This is a genomic window from Pseudomonas sp. BN415, from assembly GCF_029871195.1.
Classification (GTDB): Bacteria; Pseudomonadota; Gammaproteobacteria; order Pseudomonadales; family Pseudomonadaceae; genus Metapseudomonas; species Metapseudomonas resinovorans.
The window spans coordinates 30,236-49,897 of sequence record NZ_SSOK01000028.1; the positions used below are offsets into that span (position 1 = coordinate 30,236).

Sequence of the window (19,662 nt, forward strand, 5' to 3'; positions counted from 1 at the left end):
AGAGTGAAGAATATGAGCCTGAATCCTAGAGATGCAGTCATTGTCGACTTCGGTCGCACCCCGATGGGTCGCTCCAAGGGTGGCATGCACCGCAACACCCGTGCCGAGGACATGTCGGCCCACCTGATCAGCAAGCTGCTGGAGCGCAACACCAAGGTCGACCCGGCGGAAGTCGAGGATGTGATCTGGGGCTGCGTGAACCAGACCTTGGAGCAGGGTTGGAACATCGCACGCATGGCGTCGCTGATGACCCAGATCCCCCACACCAGCGCCGGCCAGACCGTAAGCCGTCTGTGCGGTTCGTCCATGAGCGCTCTGCACACCGCCGTGCAGGCTATCCAGACCGGCAACGGCGACGTGTTCGTAGTCGGTGGCGTGGAGCACATGGGCCACGTGGGCATGATGCACGGCGTCGATCCGAACCCGCATATGTCCCTGTATGCCGCCAAGGCCTCGGGCATGATGGGGCTGACCGCCGAAATGCTCGGCAAGATGCACGGCATCAGCCGTGAAGCCCAGGACCAGTTCGGTGTGCGTTCGCACCAACTGGCCCACAAAGCCACCGTCGAAGGCAAGTTCAAGGATGAAATCATCCCGATGCAAGGCTACGACGAGAACGGCTTCCTGAAGGTGTTCGACTTCGACGAAACCATTCGTCCGGAGACGACACTGGAAAGCCTGGCCAGCCTCAAGCCGGCGTTCAACCCGAAAGGCGGCACCGTGACTGCGGGTACTTCCTCGCAGATCACCGACGGGGCTTCCTGCATGATCGTCATGTCAGCTCAGCGCGCTCAGGACCTGGGCATCCAGCCGATGGCCGTGGTTCGTGCCATGGCGGTTGCCGGTGTTGACCCGGCGATCATGGGTTACGGTCCGGTGCCGTCCACTCAGAAGGCGCTCAAGCGTGCTGGCCTGACCATGGATGACATCGACTTCGTTGAGCTCAACGAAGCCTTTGCCGCTCAGGCACTGCCGGTGCTGAAAGACCTCAAGCTCCTCGACAAGATGGAGCAGAAGGTTAACCTGCATGGCGGCGCCATCGCCCTGGGTCATCCGTTCGGCTGCTCCGGTGCCCGTATTTCCGGCACCCTGCTTAACGTGATGAAGCAGAACGGCGGTAATCTGGGCGTGTCCACCATGTGCGTGGGCCTCGGCCAGGGCATCACCACCATCTTCGAGCGCGTCTGAGCGTAGCGGAGATGAGGAAACCGGGGCCTTGTGCCCCGGTTTTTGCTTTTATGTGGAGAAACATCGCAGGAAATTTCTCTCAAGGGCTGGCCTCGGGCCGAATGAAGCGGCACCATGCGCAACCTTTGCGGGATAGCCTGCATTCATCACTGTGAGGCAACCATGAGCCTGCAACCGGGTCTCTATCGTCACTACAAAGGTCAGCAATACAGGGTCATAGGTATTGCCCGGCACTCCGAAACCGAGGAGGTGCTGGTGGTTTACCAGGCCCTTTATGGCGAGTACGGCCTTTGGGTGCGTCCGCTCAGTATGTTCACTGAGACGGTTCAGGTGGACGGCGAGCAGATCGCGCGCTTCGCTCTGGTGAGTGCTGAGCCAGATCCCTTTCCGCAGTCCTGAGGGGCGTGGACACAGCCAGGGGCGCGCTTGACCGCGCTGCGCTGGCCACTATATATAGCGGTGCCGCGACAGTCGGCTGCCGACTTTTTCATATTTCATTCAGGAACATTCCGATCCATGGGCAAATCGCTGGTCATCGTGGAATCCCCGGCCAAGGCCAAGACCATCAACAAGTACCTGGGCAACCAGTACGTGGTGAAGTCGAGCATCGGCCATATCCGTGACCTCCCCACCAGCGGTTCGGCGAGTGCCGCCAAGGAGCCGGCCAAACGTGGCAAGGCCGCTGCTGAAGCTCCCGCCCTGTCAGCCAAGGAAAAGGCCAAGCGCCAGCTGGTTGCCCGTATGGGCGTCGATCCGGACCACGGCTGGAAGGCCAAGTACGAGATCCTGCCCGGCAAGGAAAAGGTAATCGAGGAATTGCGCCGCCTGGCCAAGGATGCCGACACCATTTATCTCGCAACCGACTTGGACCGCGAAGGGGAGGCCATTGCCTGGCACCTGCGGGAATCCATCGGTGGCGATGACAGCCGCTACAAGCGCGTGGTGTTCAACGAAATCACCAAGAAGGCCATTCAGGAGGCCTTCTCCCAGCCCGGCGATCTCGATATCAATCGTGTCAACGCGCAGCAGGCTCGCCGCTTCCTCGATCGTGTCGTGGGTTACATGGTCTCGCCGCTGCTTTGGCAGAAGATCGCCCGCGGTCTGTCCGCTGGCCGCGTGCAGTCCGTTGCAGTGAAGCTGGTAGTGGAGCGCGAGCGCGAGATTCGCGCCTTCGTTCCAGAAGAGTACTGGGAAGTGCATGCCGACCTCGGCACCGCCAAAGGCGCCAAGGTGCGCTTCGAAGTGACCCGTGAGAATGGCGAGGCCTTCAAGCCGCTCAATGAAGCTCAGGCCATGGCGGCCCTGGAGAAGCTCAAGGCGTCCAGCTACACCGTGGCCAGGCGCGAGGACAAGCCGACATCCAGTCGCCCGTCCGCGCCCTTCATCACTTCTACCCTGCAGCAGGCCGCGAGCAATCGCCTGGGCTTCGGGGTGAAGAAAACCATGATGATGGCCCAGCGTCTCTATGAGGCCGGCTACATCACCTATATGCGTACTGACTCGACCAATCTCTCGGCTGACGCCATTTCCATGGTGCGTGGCTTCATCGAGGGTGAGTTCGGTCAGAAGTACCTGCCGGCCAAGGCGAACGTCTATTCCAGCAAGGAAGGCGCCCAGGAGGCTCACGAGGCGATTCGCCCGTCTGATGTCAACTTGCGCCCGAACCAGCTGTCCGGCATGGAGCGTGACGCCGAGCGCCTGTACGACCTGATCTGGCGCCAGTTCGTAGCCTGCCAGATGCCGCCGGCCGAGTACCTGTCCACCAGCGTCAGTGTCAGTGCGAGCAAGTTCGAGCTGCGCGCGAAGGGCCGTATTCTCAAGTTCGATGGTTACACCCGCGTTCTGCCGCAGCAGAGCAAACCGGGCGAGGACGATGTGCTGCCGGAAATGGCCGAGGGCGAGCTGCTCAAACTGCTCACTCTCGAGCCCAGTCAGCACTTCACCAAGCCGCCAGCGCGCTATTCCGAGGCCAGTCTGGTCAAGGAACTCGAAAAGCGTGGCATCGGCCGTCCGTCCACCTACGCGGCGATCATCTCCACCATCCAGGAGCGTGGTTACGTGGCGGTGCATAACCGCCGTTTCTACGCGGAGAAGATGGGTGACATCGTCACTGAGCGTTTGAGCGAAAGCTTCGCCAACCTGATGGACTACGGCTTCACCGCCGGTATGGAAGAGCATCTCGACGACGTGGCTCAGGGCGAGCGCGACTGGAAGCACCTGCTGGATGAGTTCTACGGCGACTTCAAGAAAAAGCTGGAGCTGGCCGAAGGCGCCGACAACGGCATGCGCGCCAACCAGCCGACTTTGACCGACATCGCCTGCCGCGATTGCGGTCGCCCGATGATGATCCGTACTGCGTCCACTGGTGTGTTTCTTGGCTGCTCCGGCTACAGCCTGCCGCCGAAAGAGCGTTGCAAGGCCACCATCAACCTGGTGCCGGGTGATGAGATTGCCGCGGATGATGAGGGGGAATCCGAATCTCGCGTGCTGCGTGGCAAGCACCGTTGCCCGATCTGCTCCACTGCGATGGACGCCTATCTGCTGGACGAGACCCGCAAACTGCATATCTGCGGTAACAACCCTGATTGCTCGGGCTACGAGATCGAGCAGGGTCAGTATCGCATCAAGGGCTACGAAGGTCCGAGCCTTGAGTGCGACAAATGCGGCAGTGAGATGCAGCTCAAGACAGGTCGTTTCGGCAAGTTCTTTGGCTGCACCAATGCCAGTTGCAAGAACACCCGCAAGCTGCTGAAGAGTGGCGAGGCGGCGCCGCCGAAGATCGACCCGATCCGTATGCCTGAGCTGAAGTGCGAGAAGGTCGACGATATCTATGTGCTGCGTGATGGCGCTTCGGGGCTTTTCCTCGCAGCCAGCCAGTTCCCGAAGAACCGAGAAACCCGCGCCCCGTTGGTGAAGGAGTTGATCCCCCACAAGGATGAGCTGGACGCCAAGTACCACTACCTGCTGGATGCGCCGACGAAAGACCCTGAGGGGCGTCCGTCGGTGATCCGATTCAGTCGCAAGACCAAGGAGCAGTACGTACAGACCGAGGTCGAAGGTAAGCCCACTGGATGGCGCGCCTTCTACGATGGCGGAAAGTGGAAGGTCGAAGACAAGCGCTGACCGACCGCAGCGCGCCCGGCTCCGGGCGCGCATATACTGCCCGAGTCCCCTGTGGAGGGTGCCGTCATGGCCCATGAGCTTTATACCCGCACCAACCAGAAACTTTTTTTCGCTGGTCTGTCGCTTGAGTCCTGGCGCAAGGCGGAAGAGGGTAGGGCGATGAATGCCCAGGCGCTGGTGCAGTCCGAGCGTGAGGCTTCGCTCTTCCACCTTTATGGTGCGCTGCTGGGCCTTTGTCATGAGATTGCGGGCTACTACCGCCTTCCCGAGGCCAATTCGCCGCGCGTCGAGCTTGTGTTAACCCCAGAGGTGCTGGCCCTCGCGCCCAGCCCGGAGCTGGCTGAGCTGGTGGAGCTGGCTCAGCAAAGCGAAACCTGGTTGGCCGAGCTTTTGGCGGCGTATCGTGGGCTGTTCCAGCCGCCGCAGGCTCCAAAGCCGGCAAAAGTCGATCCCACACTGCCGCTGATTACCGCAGTCAGTCTGGAGAAGGAGGTGGCGCCTTTGTCGCGGGAGATGCTGGAGTCCTGGCGACAGAATCTGAAATCCCTTGCCTTGCGTTTCCGCGAAACGCTGAGCGAGTGCTGATTTGATCGACGGGCTAGGGCGTACTGGCGGCTCGCTGTTACAATGGTCGCCTTTCGTGGAGATTTGAACTTATGCCTACGTCCTTTCTGGAAATAGTCGAGCTGCCTGATGGGCGCATTATTCTGCGCCGGGCTGAGGACGAGGAGGCGTTGGTGACGCTGGACTTCTCTGCCGATGCCAAGGCTTTCCTTCAGGGGCATCACCTGGAAGTCGCCAAGGCCATGCTGAATGTCGGCGTGCAGATGGCTGGCCGACTGGCCGAAGGCGACATGGACCATCAAGACGGTCCGCGCGTTCTGCATTGATTTCTGGAGCCGAATCTACCTTTGATTCGGTTACCGTCTGATGTCAAAGGCCTCAGGTATCACCTGGCGCCTGCTGTCCTTATCACCCCAGAAGAATGTTAAGGCTTTGCGCGCTTCCCTCGCGTGCCGCCTGTGCTAGTCTGCGTTTGGCCTTTTGCCCAAGTTGCAGCCAGCTCACTACTGTGTGGCTGCGGCCAAGTCGCAGGGCCTCGCATGCCAGTTCCAGGGCGCTTTGTTCGCCGCGTGGTTGCAGGAGCAGGATGCGTTCGCGGTTCAGGCCGGACTCGCGCAACCAGTCACGGGTCAGGCCGGAGGGCGCGCCGATCAGTGTCAGCCAGCGTGCGTCCTGTTCTTCGCTGAGCTCCCGAAGCACCGACCCCAGTAGGCTTCGGCAGTGCCCGGTGGCACCTCGTAGCGAGAGCTCGCTGAAGGCTTCCGGTTCTTCCAGATGGGTTTCTTCCACTACATCGGTCAGCAGCGGGGCAACAGGGGTGGCCAGGATGGCGTCGTGGAACAGGGGGAGCTGAGACCGGCCAAGCGACTGCGGGAACTGCATAGAGCCTCCTTTAGCGGCGGATCACGCCGACACTCAAACCTTCGATCACCAGGTCTTGCTCATTAAGGTTCACTTCGATGGGGGCGAACTCGGGGTTCTCGGCGATTAACCAGACCTTGTCGCCTTCGCGTTTGAAGCGCTTGACCGTGACTTCTTCGCCGAGTCGAGCTACCACCACCTGGCCGTTGCGGGCCTCGCGGGTGCTGTGTACGGCCAGCAGGTCTCCGTCATAGATGCCGACGTCCTTCATGGACATGCCGCGAACGCGCAGCAGGTAGTCGGCACGGGGATGGAAGAAGTCGGGATTGATGCGGCAGGATTCCTCGATGTTCTGCTGGGCGAGGATCGGCGCGCCAGCGGCGACCCTGCCGATTACCGGCAAACCATCGTCTTCGTTGCTGCCAGGCTCGAAGCCAGGGATGCGGATGCCGCGAGACGCGCCCGGGGTCATCTCGATGGCGCCCTTGCGGGCGAGGGCCTTGAGGTGCTCCTCGGCGGCGTTTGGCGACTTGAAGCCGAGTTCTTGGGCAATTTCCGCCCGGGTCGGGGGGAAGCCGTTATCTTCAAGGCAGCGCTTGATGAATGCGAGAATCTCGGCTTGGCGGGGCGTCAGTTTCAGCATGGCGGCGCTCTGTTTTTTTATACAGTGACTGGGATTATATACAGTGGCGTGACCTTGGCAACGCTTCTTTTTGCGGAGAAAAAAGAGAGTGTGGTTCGGGGGCGGGCAAGGCTGCTGTTGCGGCGGCTGGGGGGAGGATGACCATTGCGTCAGATAGTGGTGTGCACGGCTTGACAAGCTGACCGGATGAAACGTATGTTTCAAACAAGTGTTTGTCAGGCGGAGGAGCCATGGCCCAGTCGGAAACCGTTGAACGCATTCTGGATGCTGCGGAACAGCTGTTCGCGGAGAAAGGCTTCGCTGAGACTTCGTTGCGTCTGATCACCAGTAAAGCTGGGGTCAACCTGGCGGCTGTGAACTATCATTTCGGCTCTAAGAAAGCGCTAATCCAGGCAGTTTTCTCGCGTTTCCTCGGCCCTTTCTGTCAGAGCCTGGAGCGCGAACTGGACCGCCGTCAGGCCAAGGCAGAGAGCAAGGCAAGTCTTGAAGAGTTGCTGGAAATGCTCGTTGAGCAGGCGCTGGCGGTAAAGCCCCGCAGTGGCAATGACCTTTCGATCTTCATGCGTCTGCTTGGGCTTGCATTCAGTCAGAGCCAAGGGCACTTGCGCAAGTACCTCGAAGAAGTTTACGGAAAGGTTTTCCGCCGTTACATGCTGCTGGTGAACGACTCCGCTCCCAAGGTTCCGCCACTCGAGCTGTTCTGGCGAGTGCATTTCATGCTCGGAGCTGCCGCTTTCAGCATGTCGGGTATCAAAGCGTTGCGTGCCATGGCAGAAAACGACTTTGGCGTGAATACCTCGATCGAGCAGGTCATGCGTCTGATGGTGCCGTTCCTGGCTGCCGGTATGCGTGCCGAAACCGGGGTCACTGACGAAGCCCTGGCTAGTGCGGTGCTCAAACCGCGCAACAAGGCCCCGGCGGCACCTGCCAAGGCTTAAAACCATATGGGCGCAGGCGAGCTGATGGGCTAAGCTTGCGGCCCATGCAAAACCTCGATCTTCTGCATATCTCCATCGCTGACCAACAGCTCTACGGCTTTGCCGGGGGGCAGTTGGTTCTGCGCATGTCTGTGTCTACTGCCCTGAATGGTGCAGGTGAGACGAATGGTTCTAACTGCACCCCCCGTGGGCTGCACCAGGTCCGTGCCCGGATCGGCGAGGGCCTGCCCCTCGGTGCAGTGCTTCGTGGTCGGCGCTGGACCGGTGAAGTCTGGAATGCCGAGCTCCACGAGCGCTTTCCGGGACGAGACTGGATTCTTAGTCGTATTCTTTGGCTGAGCGGTTGCGAGCCTGGTCACAATCGACTTGGCAAGGTGGACAGCTTCCGCCGCTACATCTACCTGCACGGTACGCCGGATACCGAGCCCATGGGGGTAGCTCGCTCGCATGGGTGCATTCGTCTGCGTAATGTCGATGTGCTGGAACTCTTCGATCGCGTACCCGTCCACTGTGCGGTACGCATTGACGAAGCACCTTGCCCGGTCTGGGCGACGGCACAACTCTCTTAAGGATTTTTCATGCAAGGTTCCCTGATGCTGGATATCGGCGGCACCTGGCTGACCGCCGAGGATCGGCAGATCCTCCGTCAGCCGGAAGTCGCCGGTCTTATTATCTTTGCCCGCAATATTGAGAGCCCGCGCCAGGTGCGCGAACTCTGCTCTGCGATTCGCGCCGTTCGGCCGGATCTGATCCTTGCCGTCGATCAGGAAGGCGGCCGTGTACAGCGCTTGCGCCAAGGCTTCCTGCGCTTGCCGGCAATGCGCGCCCTGGCTGATAACGACAATGCTGAGCAACTGTCCGAGCAGTGCGGCTGGCTGATGGCGACCGAAGTGCTCGCAGTTGGCCTGGACATCAGCTTCGCCCCGGTGCTGGACCTCGATCACCAGCGCAGCGCCGTCGTCGGCAGTCGTGCCTTCGAGGGCGACCCTGAGCGTGCCGCGCGTCTGGCTGGCGCTTTCATTCGCGGATTGCGACAGGCGGGTATGGCTGCCACCGGCAAGCATTTCCCTGGCCACGGCTGGGCAGAGGCGGACTCTCATGTGGCGATTCCCACCGACGAGCGCAGCCTGGAGCAGATTCGCCAGACTGACCTGGTCCCGTTCGCTCGTCTGGCCTCGGAACTGGACGGCATGATGCCTGCCCACGTCATTTACCCGCAGGTGGACAGCCAGCCTGCAGGTTTCTCCCGGCGCTGGTTGCAGGACATCCTGCGGGGTGAACTGAAATTCTCCGGTGTCATATTCAGTGATGACCTGTCCATGGCCGGCGCCCACGTGGTGGGCGATGCCGCCGAGCGCATCGAGGCTGCACTGACAGCCGGTTGCGACATGGGGTTGGTGTGCAACGACCGCGCCTCCGCGGAGTTGGCGCTGGAGCGCCTGCAGCGCTTGAGAGCCAAGCCACCCGCCAGTCTGTCGCGAATGCGCCGCCGTGCCTTCCCCGGCACCGAGTACCGCCAGGATCCCCGCTGGTCGCAGGCCGTTGCCGCCCTGCGCGAAGCCCAGTTGATCGATTGAGGAACTGACATGACCGTCTACGCCATTATTGGTGGTACAGGCCTGACCCAGCTCGATGGCCTGAGCATGAAAGCCCTGCTCAACCCTGATACCCCCTACGGCGCGCCGTCGGCCGGAATCGTCCATGGCGAGTACGCCGGGCACGACGTGCTGTTCCTTGCTCGCCATGGCCATCCGCATCGCATTCCGCCGCACCAAGTGAACTATCGCGCCAATCTCTGGGCGCTCAAGCATGCCGGAGCGCAGGCGGTAATCGCTGTGAATGCCGTGGGCGGCATTCACTCGGCCATGGGCAGTGGCCACCTGGTGGTGCCACATCAGGTGATCGACTACACCCATGGTCGTGTCGGCACCTACTTTGAGGGCGATCTGGACCATGTCACCCACATCGACTTCAGCCATCCCTATGACGAAGCCCTGCGTGCCAAGCTGCTGGCGGCGCTGAACGCGTGCGACTACCCGCACAGTGATTTCGGCGTTTATGGCTGTACCCAGGGGCCGCGCCTGGAAACCGTGGCCGAAATCGCCCGCCTGGAGCGCGACGGCTGTGACATCGTTGGCATGACCGGCATGCCTGAAGCAGCGCTGGCTCGCGAGCTGAACCTACCTTACGCCTGTCTGTCCCTGGTGGTGAACCCGGCAGCAGGTAAGTCGGAAGGCATCATCACCATGGCCGAGATCGAGGCTGCGCTGGCCGAGGGTATCGGCAAGGTACGCAATGTCCTTGCCCATCTGCTGAAAGGCTGAGGCCATGTCGTCCGCCGGCAGGCATCACGTGTTGATGGCTGTCGGCGTCTGAGTTGTTCGTAAATGGGCGTGTTAGTGCTCAGCCGCGTCAGCGGCCAATCATGCGAGGCGGGGCAGTGGGGCGAAGAGGGCGTCGAGATCCGCTTCCTGTAATCTCCAGCCTTCTTTTTCGCGACCGTCGAGAATGCCTCGCGCCAGCGCGTCCTTCTGGGCCTGAAGTTGCTGGATCTTCTCTTCCACCGTTCCTCGTGAAATCAGTCGATAGACGAATACCGGCTTGTCCTGGCCAATGCGATAGGCTCGGTCGGTTGCCTGGCGCTCCACGGCCGGGTTCCACCAGGGGTCGTAGTGGATCACGGTATCGGCGGCCGTGAGGTTCAGGCCGGTGCCACCTGCCTTCAGGCTAATGAGGAAAAGCGGCACCTCGCCGGCCTGGAAGCGCTGCACCGGCGTGCGTCGGTCCCGCGTGTCGCCGGTGATCTGCACATAGTCGATGGCGCGCTTGTGCAGTTCGTCTTCGATCAGCGACAGCATGCTGGTGAACTGCGAAAACAGCAGCACCTTGCGGCCCTCGGCGATCAGCTCCTCCAGCATTTCCATCAGGCTGTCCAGCTTGCCTGAGCTGCTGCCTCTCGAGCGGATGCCGCTTTCTTCGATCAGTCGAGTGTCACAGCACACCTGGCGCAGCTTCAGCAGGGCTTCCAGGATCACGATCTGGCTGCGTGCCAGGCCCTTGCGGTCGATCTCGTCGCGCACCTTGTGGTCCATTGCCAAGCGTACCGTCTCGTAGAGGTCGCGCTGGCGGTCGCTGAGTTCGACCCACTGAGTGATCTCGCTCTTGGCCGGCAATTCGGTGGCCACGGCTTCCTTGCTGCGGCGCAGCAGGAACGGTTTGAGGCGGGCATTGAGATGGGCGAGGCGGATGGCGTCGCCATGTTTCTCGATGGGGTTGCGGTAGTTCCGCAGGAAGCTCTGGCTGTCACCCAGCCAGCCGGGCATCAGGAAGTGGAACAATGACCAGAGTTCGCCCAGGTGGTTCTCCAGTGGTGTGCCGGTGAGGCAGAGTCGCTGGCGTGCTTCCAGTTGTCGCGCCGCCTGGGCCGCTTTGCTGGTGGGGTTTTTGATGTACTGCGCCTCGTCGAGGATCAGCAAGTGCAGCGGAAGCTCCGCGAATTGCTCCAGATCTCGGGGCAGCAGGGCGTAGGTGGTCAGTAGCACGTCGTACTCGGCCATTCGCTCGAAGGCTTTCTTGCGGCCAGGACCGTGCAGGGCGAGGGCGCGCAGATCAGGTGCGAAGCGTTGGGCTTCGTCCAGCCAGTTGGGAATCAGGCTGGTGGGCATCACCACCAGGGTCGGGCGATCCAGGCGACCGGCTTCCTTCTCCAGCAGTAGGTGGGCCAGGGTCTGCAGGGTTTTGCCCAGTCCCATGTCGTCCCCGAGGATGCCGCCGACACCAACCTCCCGCAGGGTCTGCAGCCACGCGATGCCCTCGAGCTGGTAATGGCGGAGTTCGGCATTCAGGCCCTTGGGTGGATTGATAGTGGCCTTGCCGCTGTCACGCAGCTTTCGCGCCAGGTCGCGTAGCTCTTCACCGCCTTGCCAGTGCAGGTCCAGGCCTTCCAGTTGGCTCAGGCGAGCTGCGTCGGGGCGAGCCAGGCGCAGACTCTGAGTTGGGTCCTGGTCGCGCTGATAGAGCTCGCCCAGGGTGGTCAGTACAGGCTTGAGGCGGGAAAACGGCAGCATCACCTGCAGCGGGCGGCCATCTGCGGCGCGAGTGGCGTCCAGTTGCAGGCGCAACTGGTCATCGTCCTTGCGCCGTTGGAGGTTCTGCGGGTCGAGCAGCTCGGGGTTGCGTTGGATCAGGCGCAGAAGGACCGGTAACAGGCTGATGCGGCGACCTTCGACGACGATGCCCAGCTCCAGGTCAAACCATTCGCGGCCGGGCGCTTCTTCCACTTCGGCGTACCAGCCTTCGACCTGGGTGAGGTCGAACTGGAATCCCGGGCGAATATCGATGTGCCAGCCCTGCTTGCGAAGTGCGGGCAAATTCTCTCGCATGAAGTGCAGCCAGTCTTCGTCGCTGGGCAGCTCGAACATCTCCGCGCTGTTGGCAGGCAGTGCCAGGCTCTGCCGCAAGGCTTCCTTGAAGCCCAGTTGGCGCAGCGTGTCACGCCAGGCCTGCTCAGTCTTCGGGTGGCGGGCAATGGCAAGGCGCTCGCCATTGCTGCGGTGATGCAGTCGTTCCGGTTTCGCCGGCTTGCCGTGGGTGTGGGCGCCACCATAGTCGAACACCAGTCCGGCGCGGTGCTGCTGGCTGCCGACCATGCGTCCGCTGCGCAGGTCGTACTGGCTCTGTGCATGGCTGCCGAGGATCAGGTGCGGAAGTGGTTGCAGGTCGTCCACCAGGCGTTCGCTGGGTGGCGTCTGGATTTGCCAGCCTGTGGCGGGCTGATTGAGCAGATGGGTGATGGCGGCGACGCAATGCTTGCAGTTGAAACTCACCGGGCAGCTGCAGCGGCCGACCACTCCGAGCCCCTTCGGTGCCAGGCGGATCAGTTGGGTGTAGACGTGGCCTGCGGAGCCTTCGCAGCTCGTCTCGATGGCCTTGTCGCTCAGGCTCAGCAGGCGGATGCGACCTTCCGTTGCGTACTTGAGGCCACGGGAAAGGGCGCCCGGATCGAAATCCAGGCGCCATTCCAGCTGCCTCAATTGGTCGAGCAGAGCGCTCATGGTGCCTTAGAGCGGGCTAACGCGGATCAGGATGCCCAGGTTTCCGTGGTCAAGGTAGGTAAGTTCGCCGTTCTTCAGGCGCGTACCCTGGCGCAGACGTTCGCTGCTGCTGATCAGGCCGCTGTTATCGAACTGGTTGATCCAGAAGTCGGCCTGGGCGTCGACACTGCGATCGAGGGTGAGTGCCAGGGTGCCTTCCACGGGGTAATGCCCCAGCTGCTGTTCGCCGGACGTCACCGATACCGTGTTCGGAATCGCCGACAGGTTTTGCGACCAGGCCTTGTGCATTAGCACTTCGTAGCCGGCGTTGGGGTTCAGCTTGGCCGCTTCGCCATCCAGTGCGGTGCCGCGCTCGCTGCCGGCGATGGATTGGCTGCCTGTGGCCCAGTCGTCCGGAGCTGGCTGGCTGGCCGGGATGGGGTCGCCGGCCTGGCGGAAGATGATCATCTCCACCGAGTAGAGACCCTCGGCAAAGGCAGTCGGGGCCAGTAGGGCGAGCAGCAGGGCGAAGTTTCGGATGGCACGCATGGGTTGTTCCTTATTGGGGCAATCATTCCGCAGACTACTGCGGGGTCAGGCGTTCGAATAGCGCCTCGAGTGTGTTGAAGCGTTCTTCCGGGCGCTCCATGGGCACCTGGAACTTGAACAGGGTGGCGCCTTCGAACTTGTAGCGCTTGGGCTGGCCCTGGATCAGTTTGATCAGTACCAGTGGGTCGACGCAGGTCGAGGCGTCGAACTCAATGCGCCCCCCTTGGGGGCCGGCATCGACCTTCTTGATGCCGAGTTTCTCGGCCTGCAACTTGAGCAGGGTTGTGCGCACCAGGTGTTTGGTGGGCTCGGGCAACAGGCCAAAGCGATCGATCATCTCTACTTGCAGTTCCTTCAGGCCGTCTTCGTCAGTTGCCGAGGCAATGCGTTTGTAGAGGATCAGGCGCGCATGCACGTCGGGCAGATAGTCCTCAGGAATCAGCGCCGGCACCCTCAGGTTGATTTCCGGCCCGCCGCCCAGTGGCTGCTCAAGATTCGGTTGCTCGCCCTTGCGTATGGCCTTCACCGCACGTTCGAGCATTTCCATGTAAAGCGTGAAGCCGACGGCCTGGATTTGCCCGCTCTGGCCTTCGCCCAGCAGTTCGCCGGCACCGCGGATTTCCAGGTCGTGGGTGGCGAGAACGAAGCCGGCGCCCAGGTCCTGGGCGTTGGCGATGGCCTCCAGGCGTTTTTCGGCATCCGGGGTCATCTGCTTGCGCGGTGGTGTCAGTAGGTAGGCGTAAGCCTGGTGATGGCTACGACCGACCCGGCCGCGCAACTGGTGCAACTGGGCCAGGCCGAATTTATCGGCGCGTTCGATGACGATGGTGTTCGCGCTGGGTACGTCGATGCCGGTTTCGATGATGGTCGACGCCACCAGCACGTTGAAGCGCTTGTGGTAGAAGTCGCTCATCACCTGTTCGAGATCGCGTTCGCGCATCTGGCCGTGGCCGACGGCGATGCGCGCTTCAGGGACCAGTTCGGCCAGTTCGGCGGCGCACTTCTCTATGGTCGCTACCTCGTTGTGCAGGTAGTAGACCTGGCCACCACGTAGCAGCTCGCGGAGCAGGGCTTCCTTGATCGCAGTGTTCTGCCGTTCCATGACGAAGGTACGTACCGACAGGCGGCGCGCCGGCGGCGTGGCGATGATCGACAGGTCGCGCATGCCCGCCACCGCCATGTTCAGGGTGCGCGGAATCGGTGTGGCGGTCAGGGTGAGGATGTCCACCTCGCTGCGCAGGGATTTCAACTGTTCCTTCTGACGCACGCCAAAACGGTGCTCTTCGTCGATGATCGCCAGGCCCAGGTTCTTGAAGTTCACGTCGCCCTGCAGGAGCTTATGGGTGCCGATGATGATGTCGATCTTGCCTTCGGCCAGTTGCTGAGCCGCGCCTTCCACCTCCTTGGCGGATTTGAAGCGGCTCATTACCTCCACGGTTACGGGCCAATCGGCGAAGCGATCGCGGAAGCTGTTGTAGTGCTGCTGGGCGAGCAGGGTGGTGGGCACCAGGACGGCGACCTGTTTGCCGCTGTGTACCGCGACGAAGGCCGCACGCATGGCGACTTCGGTCTTGCCGAATCCAACGTCGCCGCACACCAGCCGGTCCATCGGTTTGGGTGCCAACATGTCGGCCAGTACAGCTTCAATGGCGGCCTGCTGGTCGGGCGTTTCCTCGAAAGGGAAACCGGCGGCGAAGGTGGCGTAATCCACCGTTGGGTCCTTGAACGCATAACCCTCGCGGGCGGCGCGGCGCGCATAGATATCCAGCAACTCGGCTGCGACGTCACGGACCTGCTCGGCGGCCTTGCGCTTGGCTTTCTGCCAGGCTTCGGAGCCCAGGCGGTGCAGCGGTGCCAGGGCGTCGTCGCTACCCGTGTAGCGAGCGATCAGGTGCAGGCTGGCTACTGGCACGTAGAGCTTGGCCTCTTCGGCGTACTGCAGGGCGAGGAACTCGGCGGCCTGGCCTTCGATTTCCAGAGTGATCAGGCCGAGGTAGCGGCCGACGCCATGGTCGATGTGTACCACGGGGGCGCCCTCGCGCAGCTCGGCGAGGTTCTTGATCACGTTGTCGCCGGCGTCGCTGCGGCGTTCGCGGCGGCGTCGCTGCATCACCCGCTGGCCGAACAGTGGGCTTTCGGCGATCAGGGCCAGGCCCGGGTCGTCCAGTAGCAGCCCTTCATCCAGTGGCGCGATGGTAATGGCCAGGCGTTCGGAACTGGCTACGAACTCCGGCCAGCCCTCGACTTCCTGTGGACGCAGCTTGAGACGTGCCAGCATTTCCAGCAGCACCTCACGGCGGCCGGCGGACTCGGCGCTGAACAGCACGCGGCCGGGGAAGTCCTCGATAAAGCGACGCAGAGCCGCAAGGGGTTCGGTGGCCTTGGCCTGGATAGCCAGGTCGGGGAGGGCGCGGGCGGAGAATCGTTCGCGACCGACGCCGGGTTCGACGTCTTCCTGGCTCAGCACCAGCCGGGGCGAGCCTTTCAAGCGGGCGAAGCAGTCTTCCACCGGCAAGAACAGCTCGGCGGGTGGCACCAAGGGGCGTTCAGGGTCGACGCGACGCTCCTCGTAGCGATTGCGCACGTCGGTCCAGAACTGCTCGGCAGCCTGCTCGATGCCCGGCAGGGAAAACACCTGGGTGTCGGTCGGCAGGTAGTCGAAGAGCGTGGCCGTTTCCTCGAAGAACAACGGCAGGTAGTACTCAATGCCGGCCGGCGTGATGCCGCTGGCCAGGTCCTGGTAGATGGGGCAGCGGCGGAAGTCGACGTCGAAGCGCTCGCGGAAGCGACCGCGAAAGTCGGTCACGGCCTTCTTGTCCAGTGGGAACTCGCGGGCCGGCAGCAGGCGGATCGATTCCACCTTGTCCACCGAACGCTGGGTTTCCGGATCGAAGGTTCGCAGGGTTTCGATCTCGTCGTCGAACAGGTCGATGCGATAGGGCAGGTCGCTGCCCATGGGGAACAGGTCGATCAGCGCGCCGCGCACGGCGAACTCACCGTGTTCGTAGACCGTATCCACACAGCGATAGCCGGCTGCTTCCAGGCGCAGGCGCATCTGCTCCACGTCCAGCTTCTGGCCGACATCCAGTACAAGGCTGGACCCCAGCAGGAACCGCGTCGGCGCAAGACGGTGCAGGGCAGTGGTTATGGGCACCACAAGCACGCCGCGCTTGACCCCAGGCAAACGGTAAAGGGTATCGACGCGCTGGGAAATGATGTCCTGGTGCGGCGAGAAGAGGTCGTAGGGCAGGGTTTCCCAGTCAGGGAAATGCAGAACGTCGAGGTCAGGGGCGAAAAAGGCCAGCTCCTGCTCCAGGCGTTCGGCGGTCTGGCTGTCGGCCGTCAGCAGCAGCGTAAAACGCTTGCCGGCGCTGGCGGCTTCGGCGATCGCCAGGCTCAGGGCGGCACCAGGCAGATTGCCCCAGTGCTGCTTGCCGGCGGCGGAGGGGAGGGACGGTAGGCGCAGTACGGACACGGGCAAGAGGCTCCGGTCGGAATAAGATCGGCGGATTGTAACTATCCCGACTAGCGGATGTCAGTGTTGAGGCCGCTGCTGATTGCCGGCGCCTGCGTGCGCCGTCATAATGTAGCCCCTTTTTTCATCCCCTACATGTGGAAGGTACTGCCCGTGACTCAGAAGCCCGACCAGTGTCTCGGTGAATGGATCGATCGTGAAGCCCTCGCGGAAGCCATGATTCCGATGATTGGCCAGCTCTATCGCAACAACAATGTTGTGACCTCGATCTATGGCCGTGGCCTGATCAACCGCTCCGTGATCGCCATCCTCAAGGCCCACCGTTTTGCCCGTCATCGCCTCGCGGACGAAGCCGAGCTGTCGGTTCACGAAACCTTCCCGATCCTCAAGGCCATGAGCGAGCTCAAGCTCGGCACCGCCTCCGTGGACCTGGGCAAGATGGTTGCCAAGTACAAGGCTGAAGGTAATGGCCGTAGCATCGAGCAGTTCACCAAGGACGAGCTGGCCGACGTAGTTGGCAAGCAGAACGGCGCTGCCCGTGAAGGCACCGACGTTGTCCTGTACGGTTTTGGTCGCATCGGCCGCCTGCTGGCGCGCATCCTGATCGAGAAGACCGGTGGCGGTGACGGCCTGCGTCTGCGCGCCATCGTTGTCCGCAAGGGCGCCGAGAACGACCTGGTCAAGCGCGCCAGCTTGCTGCGCCGCGACTCTGTGCATGGTCCGTTCGACGGCACCATCGTCATCGACGAAGAAAACAACACCCTGACCGCCAACGGCAATCTGATCCAGGTGATCTACTCGAACGATCCGGCCTCGATCGACTACACCGCCTACGGCATCAAGAACGCCCTGCTGGTGGACAACACCGGCAAATGGCGTGACGCCGAAGGCCTGGGTCAGCACCTGAAGTGCCCGGGTATCGACCGCGTTGTCCTGACCGCTCCGGGCAAGGGTGCGCTGAAGAACATCGTTCACGGCATCAACCACGGCGAAATCTCGGCCGACGACAAGATCATCTCCGCCGCTTCCTGCACCACCAACGCCATCGTGCCGGTGCTCAAGGCAGTGGATGATCAGTACGGCATCGTCAATGGCCACGTCGAAACCGTTCACTCTTACACCAACGACCAGAACCTGATCGACAACTTCCACAAAGGCAGCCGTCGCGGCCGCAGCGCTCCCCTGAACATGGTGATCACCGAGACTGGTGCTGCCACCGCAGCCGCCAAGGCTCTGCCGGTTCTGAAGGGCAAGCTGACCGGTAACGCGATCCGCGTTCCGACGCCGAACGTCTCCATGGCGATTCTGAATCTGAATCTGGAGAAGGCCACCAGCCGCGAAGAGATCAACGAATACCTGCGCCAGATGGCCATGCATTCGGATCTGCACAAGCAGATCGATTACGTCTCTTCTCAGGAAGTGGTGTCCAGCGACTTCGTCGGCTCCCGTCATGCGGGCGTGGTAGACGCCGAAGCCACCATCTGCAACGACAACCGCGTTGTGCTGTACGTCTGGTACGACAACGAGTTCGGTTACAGCTGCCAGGTGGTTCGGGTGATGGAAGATATGGCTGGTGTCAACCCGCCAGCTTTCCCGCGCTAAGCCTGTGTCATCGGAAAACGGGAGCTTTCGGGCTCCCGTTTTTCATTTTTGCGTCTGTAATCGGATAACAAGAATCGCTTGGGGATTTCCCAGATGGAAGGACATCACCTTCACCAGGGGCCGCTCAAAAGGGGCCTGAAAAACCGCCACATCCAGCTAATCGCGCTGGGCGGCGCCATCGGTACCGGCCTGTTCCTGGGCTCGGCCGGGGTGCTCAAGTCGGCGGGTCCGTCGATGATTCTCGGCTACGCCATTGCTGGCTTCTTTGCGTTCCTGATCATGCGCCAGTTGGGCGAGATGATCGTTGAGGAGCCGGTTGCCGGTTCGTTCAGCCACTTCGCCCACAAGTACTGGGGTGGTTATGCGGGCTTCCTTTCCGGCTGGAACTACTGGGTACTCTACGTGCTGGTGGGCATGGCTGAGTTGACTGCGGTAGGCAAGTACATCCAGTTCTGGTGGCCCGAGGTGCCGACCTGGGTGTCGGCTGCTGCGTTCTTCGTGCTGATCAATCTGATCAACCTGGCCAACGTGAAAGTGTTCGGCGAGGCAGAGTTCTGGTTCGCGTTGATCAAGGTGGTGGCCATCATTGGCATGATCATCCTCGGCATCTACCTGCTGGCCAGTGGTGAGGGTGGCCCTCAGGCTGCCGTCGACAACCTCTGGAGCCATGGCGGCTTCTTCCCCAATGGTATCGAAGGCCTGGTGATGGTATTGGCCATCATCATGTTCTCCTTCGGTGGCCTGGAGTTGGTGGGTATCACCGCTGCTGAGGCCAGTGAGCCGAAGAAAGTGATCCCCAAGGCGATCAACCAGGTCATCTACCGCATCCTGATCTTCTACATCGGTGCGCTCAGTGTGCTGCTGATGCTCTATCCGTGGGACAAGCTGCTGGAGACCCTGGGGGCTGCCGGCGACCCGTACAGCGGCAGTCCGTTCGTGCAGATCTTCTCGCTGATTGGTAGTGACACGGCGGCGCATATCCTCAACTTCGTGGTGCTGACGGCTGCGCTGTCGGTGTACAACAGCGGCGTCTACTGCAACAGCCGGATGCTCTATGGCCTGGCGGAGCAGGGTGATGCACCCAAGGCGCTGATGAAGGTGGACGATCGTGGTGTGCCGGTGTTGGCTATCGGTCTGTCGGCGCTGGTTACGCTGCTCTGCGTAGTGGTCAACTACCTGGCCCCGCAAAAGGCCCTGGAGCTGCTGATGGCGCTGGTGGTGGCGGCCCTGGTGATCAACTGGGCGATGATCAGCCTGTCCCATCTCAAGTTCCGCAAGAGCCTCGATGCACGTGGTCAGCAACCTTATTTCAAGGCGCTCTGGTATCCCGTCGGCAATTACCTGTGCCTGGCCTTCGTGGCGTTGATCCTCGGCGTGATGCTGATGATTCCGGGCATCAATGTGTCGGTCTACGCCATTCCCTTCTGGTTGGCCCTGATCGGCGTCTGCTACTACTTCAAGCGCTCTGCAGCGCGGGCTACTGCCCATTGATGCCGTTTGCGAATTGAAAGAACGGGAGCCCAGGGCTCCCGTTTTTTTGTGCGCAACGCTCAAGTAAGCGGGAAGCGATTGGGCGAAGTCCAATCCGAACGGGGGTGACCCACTGTTCAGAAGTAGACGCGATGTTGCTATTTGTTTCCTAAATATCTGAAAAGAAAGGGCTTGGGTGGCGACGGTGAATCGGGC

General features: G+C 61.7%; 16 protein-coding genes. 11 read left to right on the forward strand and 5 right to left on the reverse strand.

Features of this window, described 5'->3' with window-relative positions; genetic code table 11:
• Positions 1-12 precede the first annotated feature (12 nt).
• From fadA to E8F20_RS07690, 5 genes are all read left to right on the forward strand, one after another.
• Positions 13-1,188: an acetyl-CoA C-acyltransferase FadA gene (fadA, locus tag E8F20_RS07670; protein ID WP_016492043.1), complete on the forward strand. Its 1,176-nt coding sequence runs from the start codon at positions 13-15 to the stop codon at positions 1,186-1,188.
• A gap of 162 nt (positions 1,189-1,350) precedes the next feature.
• Positions 1,351-1,587 (forward strand): DUF1653 domain-containing protein, encoded by a 237-nt coding sequence (locus E8F20_RS07675; RefSeq protein ID WP_280283230.1) that lies wholly within the window; start codon positions 1,351-1,353, stop codon positions 1,585-1,587.
• Positions 1,588-1,704: 117 nt separating this feature from the next.
• The gene (topA, locus tag E8F20_RS07680; RefSeq protein WP_280283231.1) at positions 1,705-4,311 is read left to right on the forward strand and encodes a type I DNA topoisomerase; all 2,607 of its coding nucleotides are present in this window, start codon (positions 1,705-1,707) and stop codon (positions 4,309-4,311) included.
• Between the two features lie 66 nt (positions 4,312-4,377).
• Positions 4,378-4,896 carry a DUF6586 family protein gene (locus E8F20_RS07685; protein ID WP_280283232.1) on the forward strand — a complete coding sequence of 173 codons (519 nt, stop codon included), beginning with the start codon at positions 4,378-4,380 and terminating at the stop codon, positions 4,894-4,896.
• Positions 4,897-4,967: 71 nt separating this feature from the next.
• A complete protein-coding gene (locus E8F20_RS07690; protein WP_028629479.1) occupies positions 4,968-5,201 on the forward strand; it encodes a hypothetical protein in 234 nt (77 codons plus the stop codon).
• 82 nt (positions 5,202-5,283) lie between these two features.
• On the opposite strand, the gene sulA is transcribed toward E8F20_RS07690, so the two are convergent.
• Together sulA and lexA are read right to left on the reverse strand one after the other, a co-directional pair.
• Positions 5,284-5,757 (reverse strand): SOS-induced cell division inhibitor SulA, encoded by a 474-nt coding sequence (gene sulA, locus E8F20_RS07695; protein ID WP_280283233.1) that lies wholly within the window; start codon positions 5,755-5,757, stop codon positions 5,284-5,286.
• A gap of 10 nt (positions 5,758-5,767) precedes the next feature.
• On the reverse strand, positions 5,768-6,379 hold the full coding sequence (gene lexA / locus E8F20_RS07700) for a transcriptional repressor LexA (protein ID WP_280283234.1): 612 nt from the start codon (positions 6,377-6,379) through the stop codon (positions 5,768-5,770).
• Between the two features lie 230 nt (positions 6,380-6,609).
• Here lexA and E8F20_RS07705 point away from each other — a divergent pair, with 230 nt between their 5' ends.
• Genes E8F20_RS07705 through E8F20_RS07720 form a run of 4 tightly spaced genes read left to right on the forward strand, consistent with a single transcriptional unit; the run spans position 6,610 to position 9,641 of the window.
• A complete protein-coding gene (locus E8F20_RS07705) occupies positions 6,610-7,317 on the forward strand; it encodes a TetR/AcrR family transcriptional regulator (RefSeq protein ID WP_137822471.1) in 708 nt (235 codons plus the stop codon).
• A 44-nt stretch (positions 7,318-7,361) separates the two neighbouring features.
• Entirely contained in the window at positions 7,362-7,886 is a 525-nt protein-coding gene (locus E8F20_RS07710) for a L,D-transpeptidase (protein ID WP_081668104.1), read from the forward strand.
• Between the two features lie 9 nt (positions 7,887-7,895).
• Entirely contained in the window at positions 7,896-8,894 is a 999-nt protein-coding gene (gene nagZ / locus E8F20_RS07715; RefSeq protein ID WP_280283235.1) for a beta-N-acetylhexosaminidase, read from the forward strand.
• A 9-nt stretch (positions 8,895-8,903) separates the two neighbouring features.
• A complete protein-coding gene (locus tag E8F20_RS07720; RefSeq protein WP_280283236.1) occupies positions 8,904-9,641 on the forward strand; it encodes an S-methyl-5'-thioinosine phosphorylase in 738 nt (245 codons plus the stop codon).
• Positions 9,642-9,740: 99 nt separating this feature from the next.
• Here the strand turns inward: E8F20_RS07720 and E8F20_RS07725 are convergent, their stop codons facing one another.
• From E8F20_RS07725 to mfd, 3 genes are read right to left on the reverse strand one after another with little or no spacing between them, the layout of a single operon-like run.
• Complete coding sequence (locus E8F20_RS07725; RefSeq protein WP_280283237.1) at positions 9,741-12,371, reverse strand: DEAD/DEAH box helicase; 2,631 nt, start codon at positions 12,369-12,371, stop codon at positions 9,741-9,743.
• 6 nt (positions 12,372-12,377) lie between these two features.
• Positions 12,378-12,899: a CsiV family protein gene (locus E8F20_RS07730; protein WP_280283238.1), complete on the reverse strand. Its 522-nt coding sequence runs from the start codon at positions 12,897-12,899 to the stop codon at positions 12,378-12,380.
• 34 nt (positions 12,900-12,933) lie between these two features.
• Positions 12,934-16,374, reverse strand: a complete 3,441-nt coding sequence (gene mfd, locus E8F20_RS07735; RefSeq protein ID WP_280283239.1) for a transcription-repair coupling factor — start codon at positions 16,372-16,374, stop codon at positions 12,934-12,936.
• A gap of 135 nt (positions 16,375-16,509) precedes the next feature.
• Between mfd and E8F20_RS07740 the strand changes: the two genes are divergently transcribed.
• Together E8F20_RS07740 and E8F20_RS07745 are read left to right on the forward strand one after the other, a co-directional pair.
• Positions 16,510-17,976 (forward strand): glyceraldehyde-3-phosphate dehydrogenase, encoded by a 1,467-nt coding sequence (locus E8F20_RS07740; RefSeq protein WP_280283348.1) that lies wholly within the window; start codon positions 16,510-16,512, stop codon positions 17,974-17,976.
• Positions 17,977-18,069: 93 nt separating this feature from the next.
• The gene (locus E8F20_RS07745) at positions 18,070-19,467 is read left to right on the forward strand and encodes an amino acid permease (RefSeq protein ID WP_280283240.1); all 1,398 of its coding nucleotides are present in this window, start codon (positions 18,070-18,072) and stop codon (positions 19,465-19,467) included.
• Positions 19,468-19,662 lie beyond the last annotated feature (195 nt).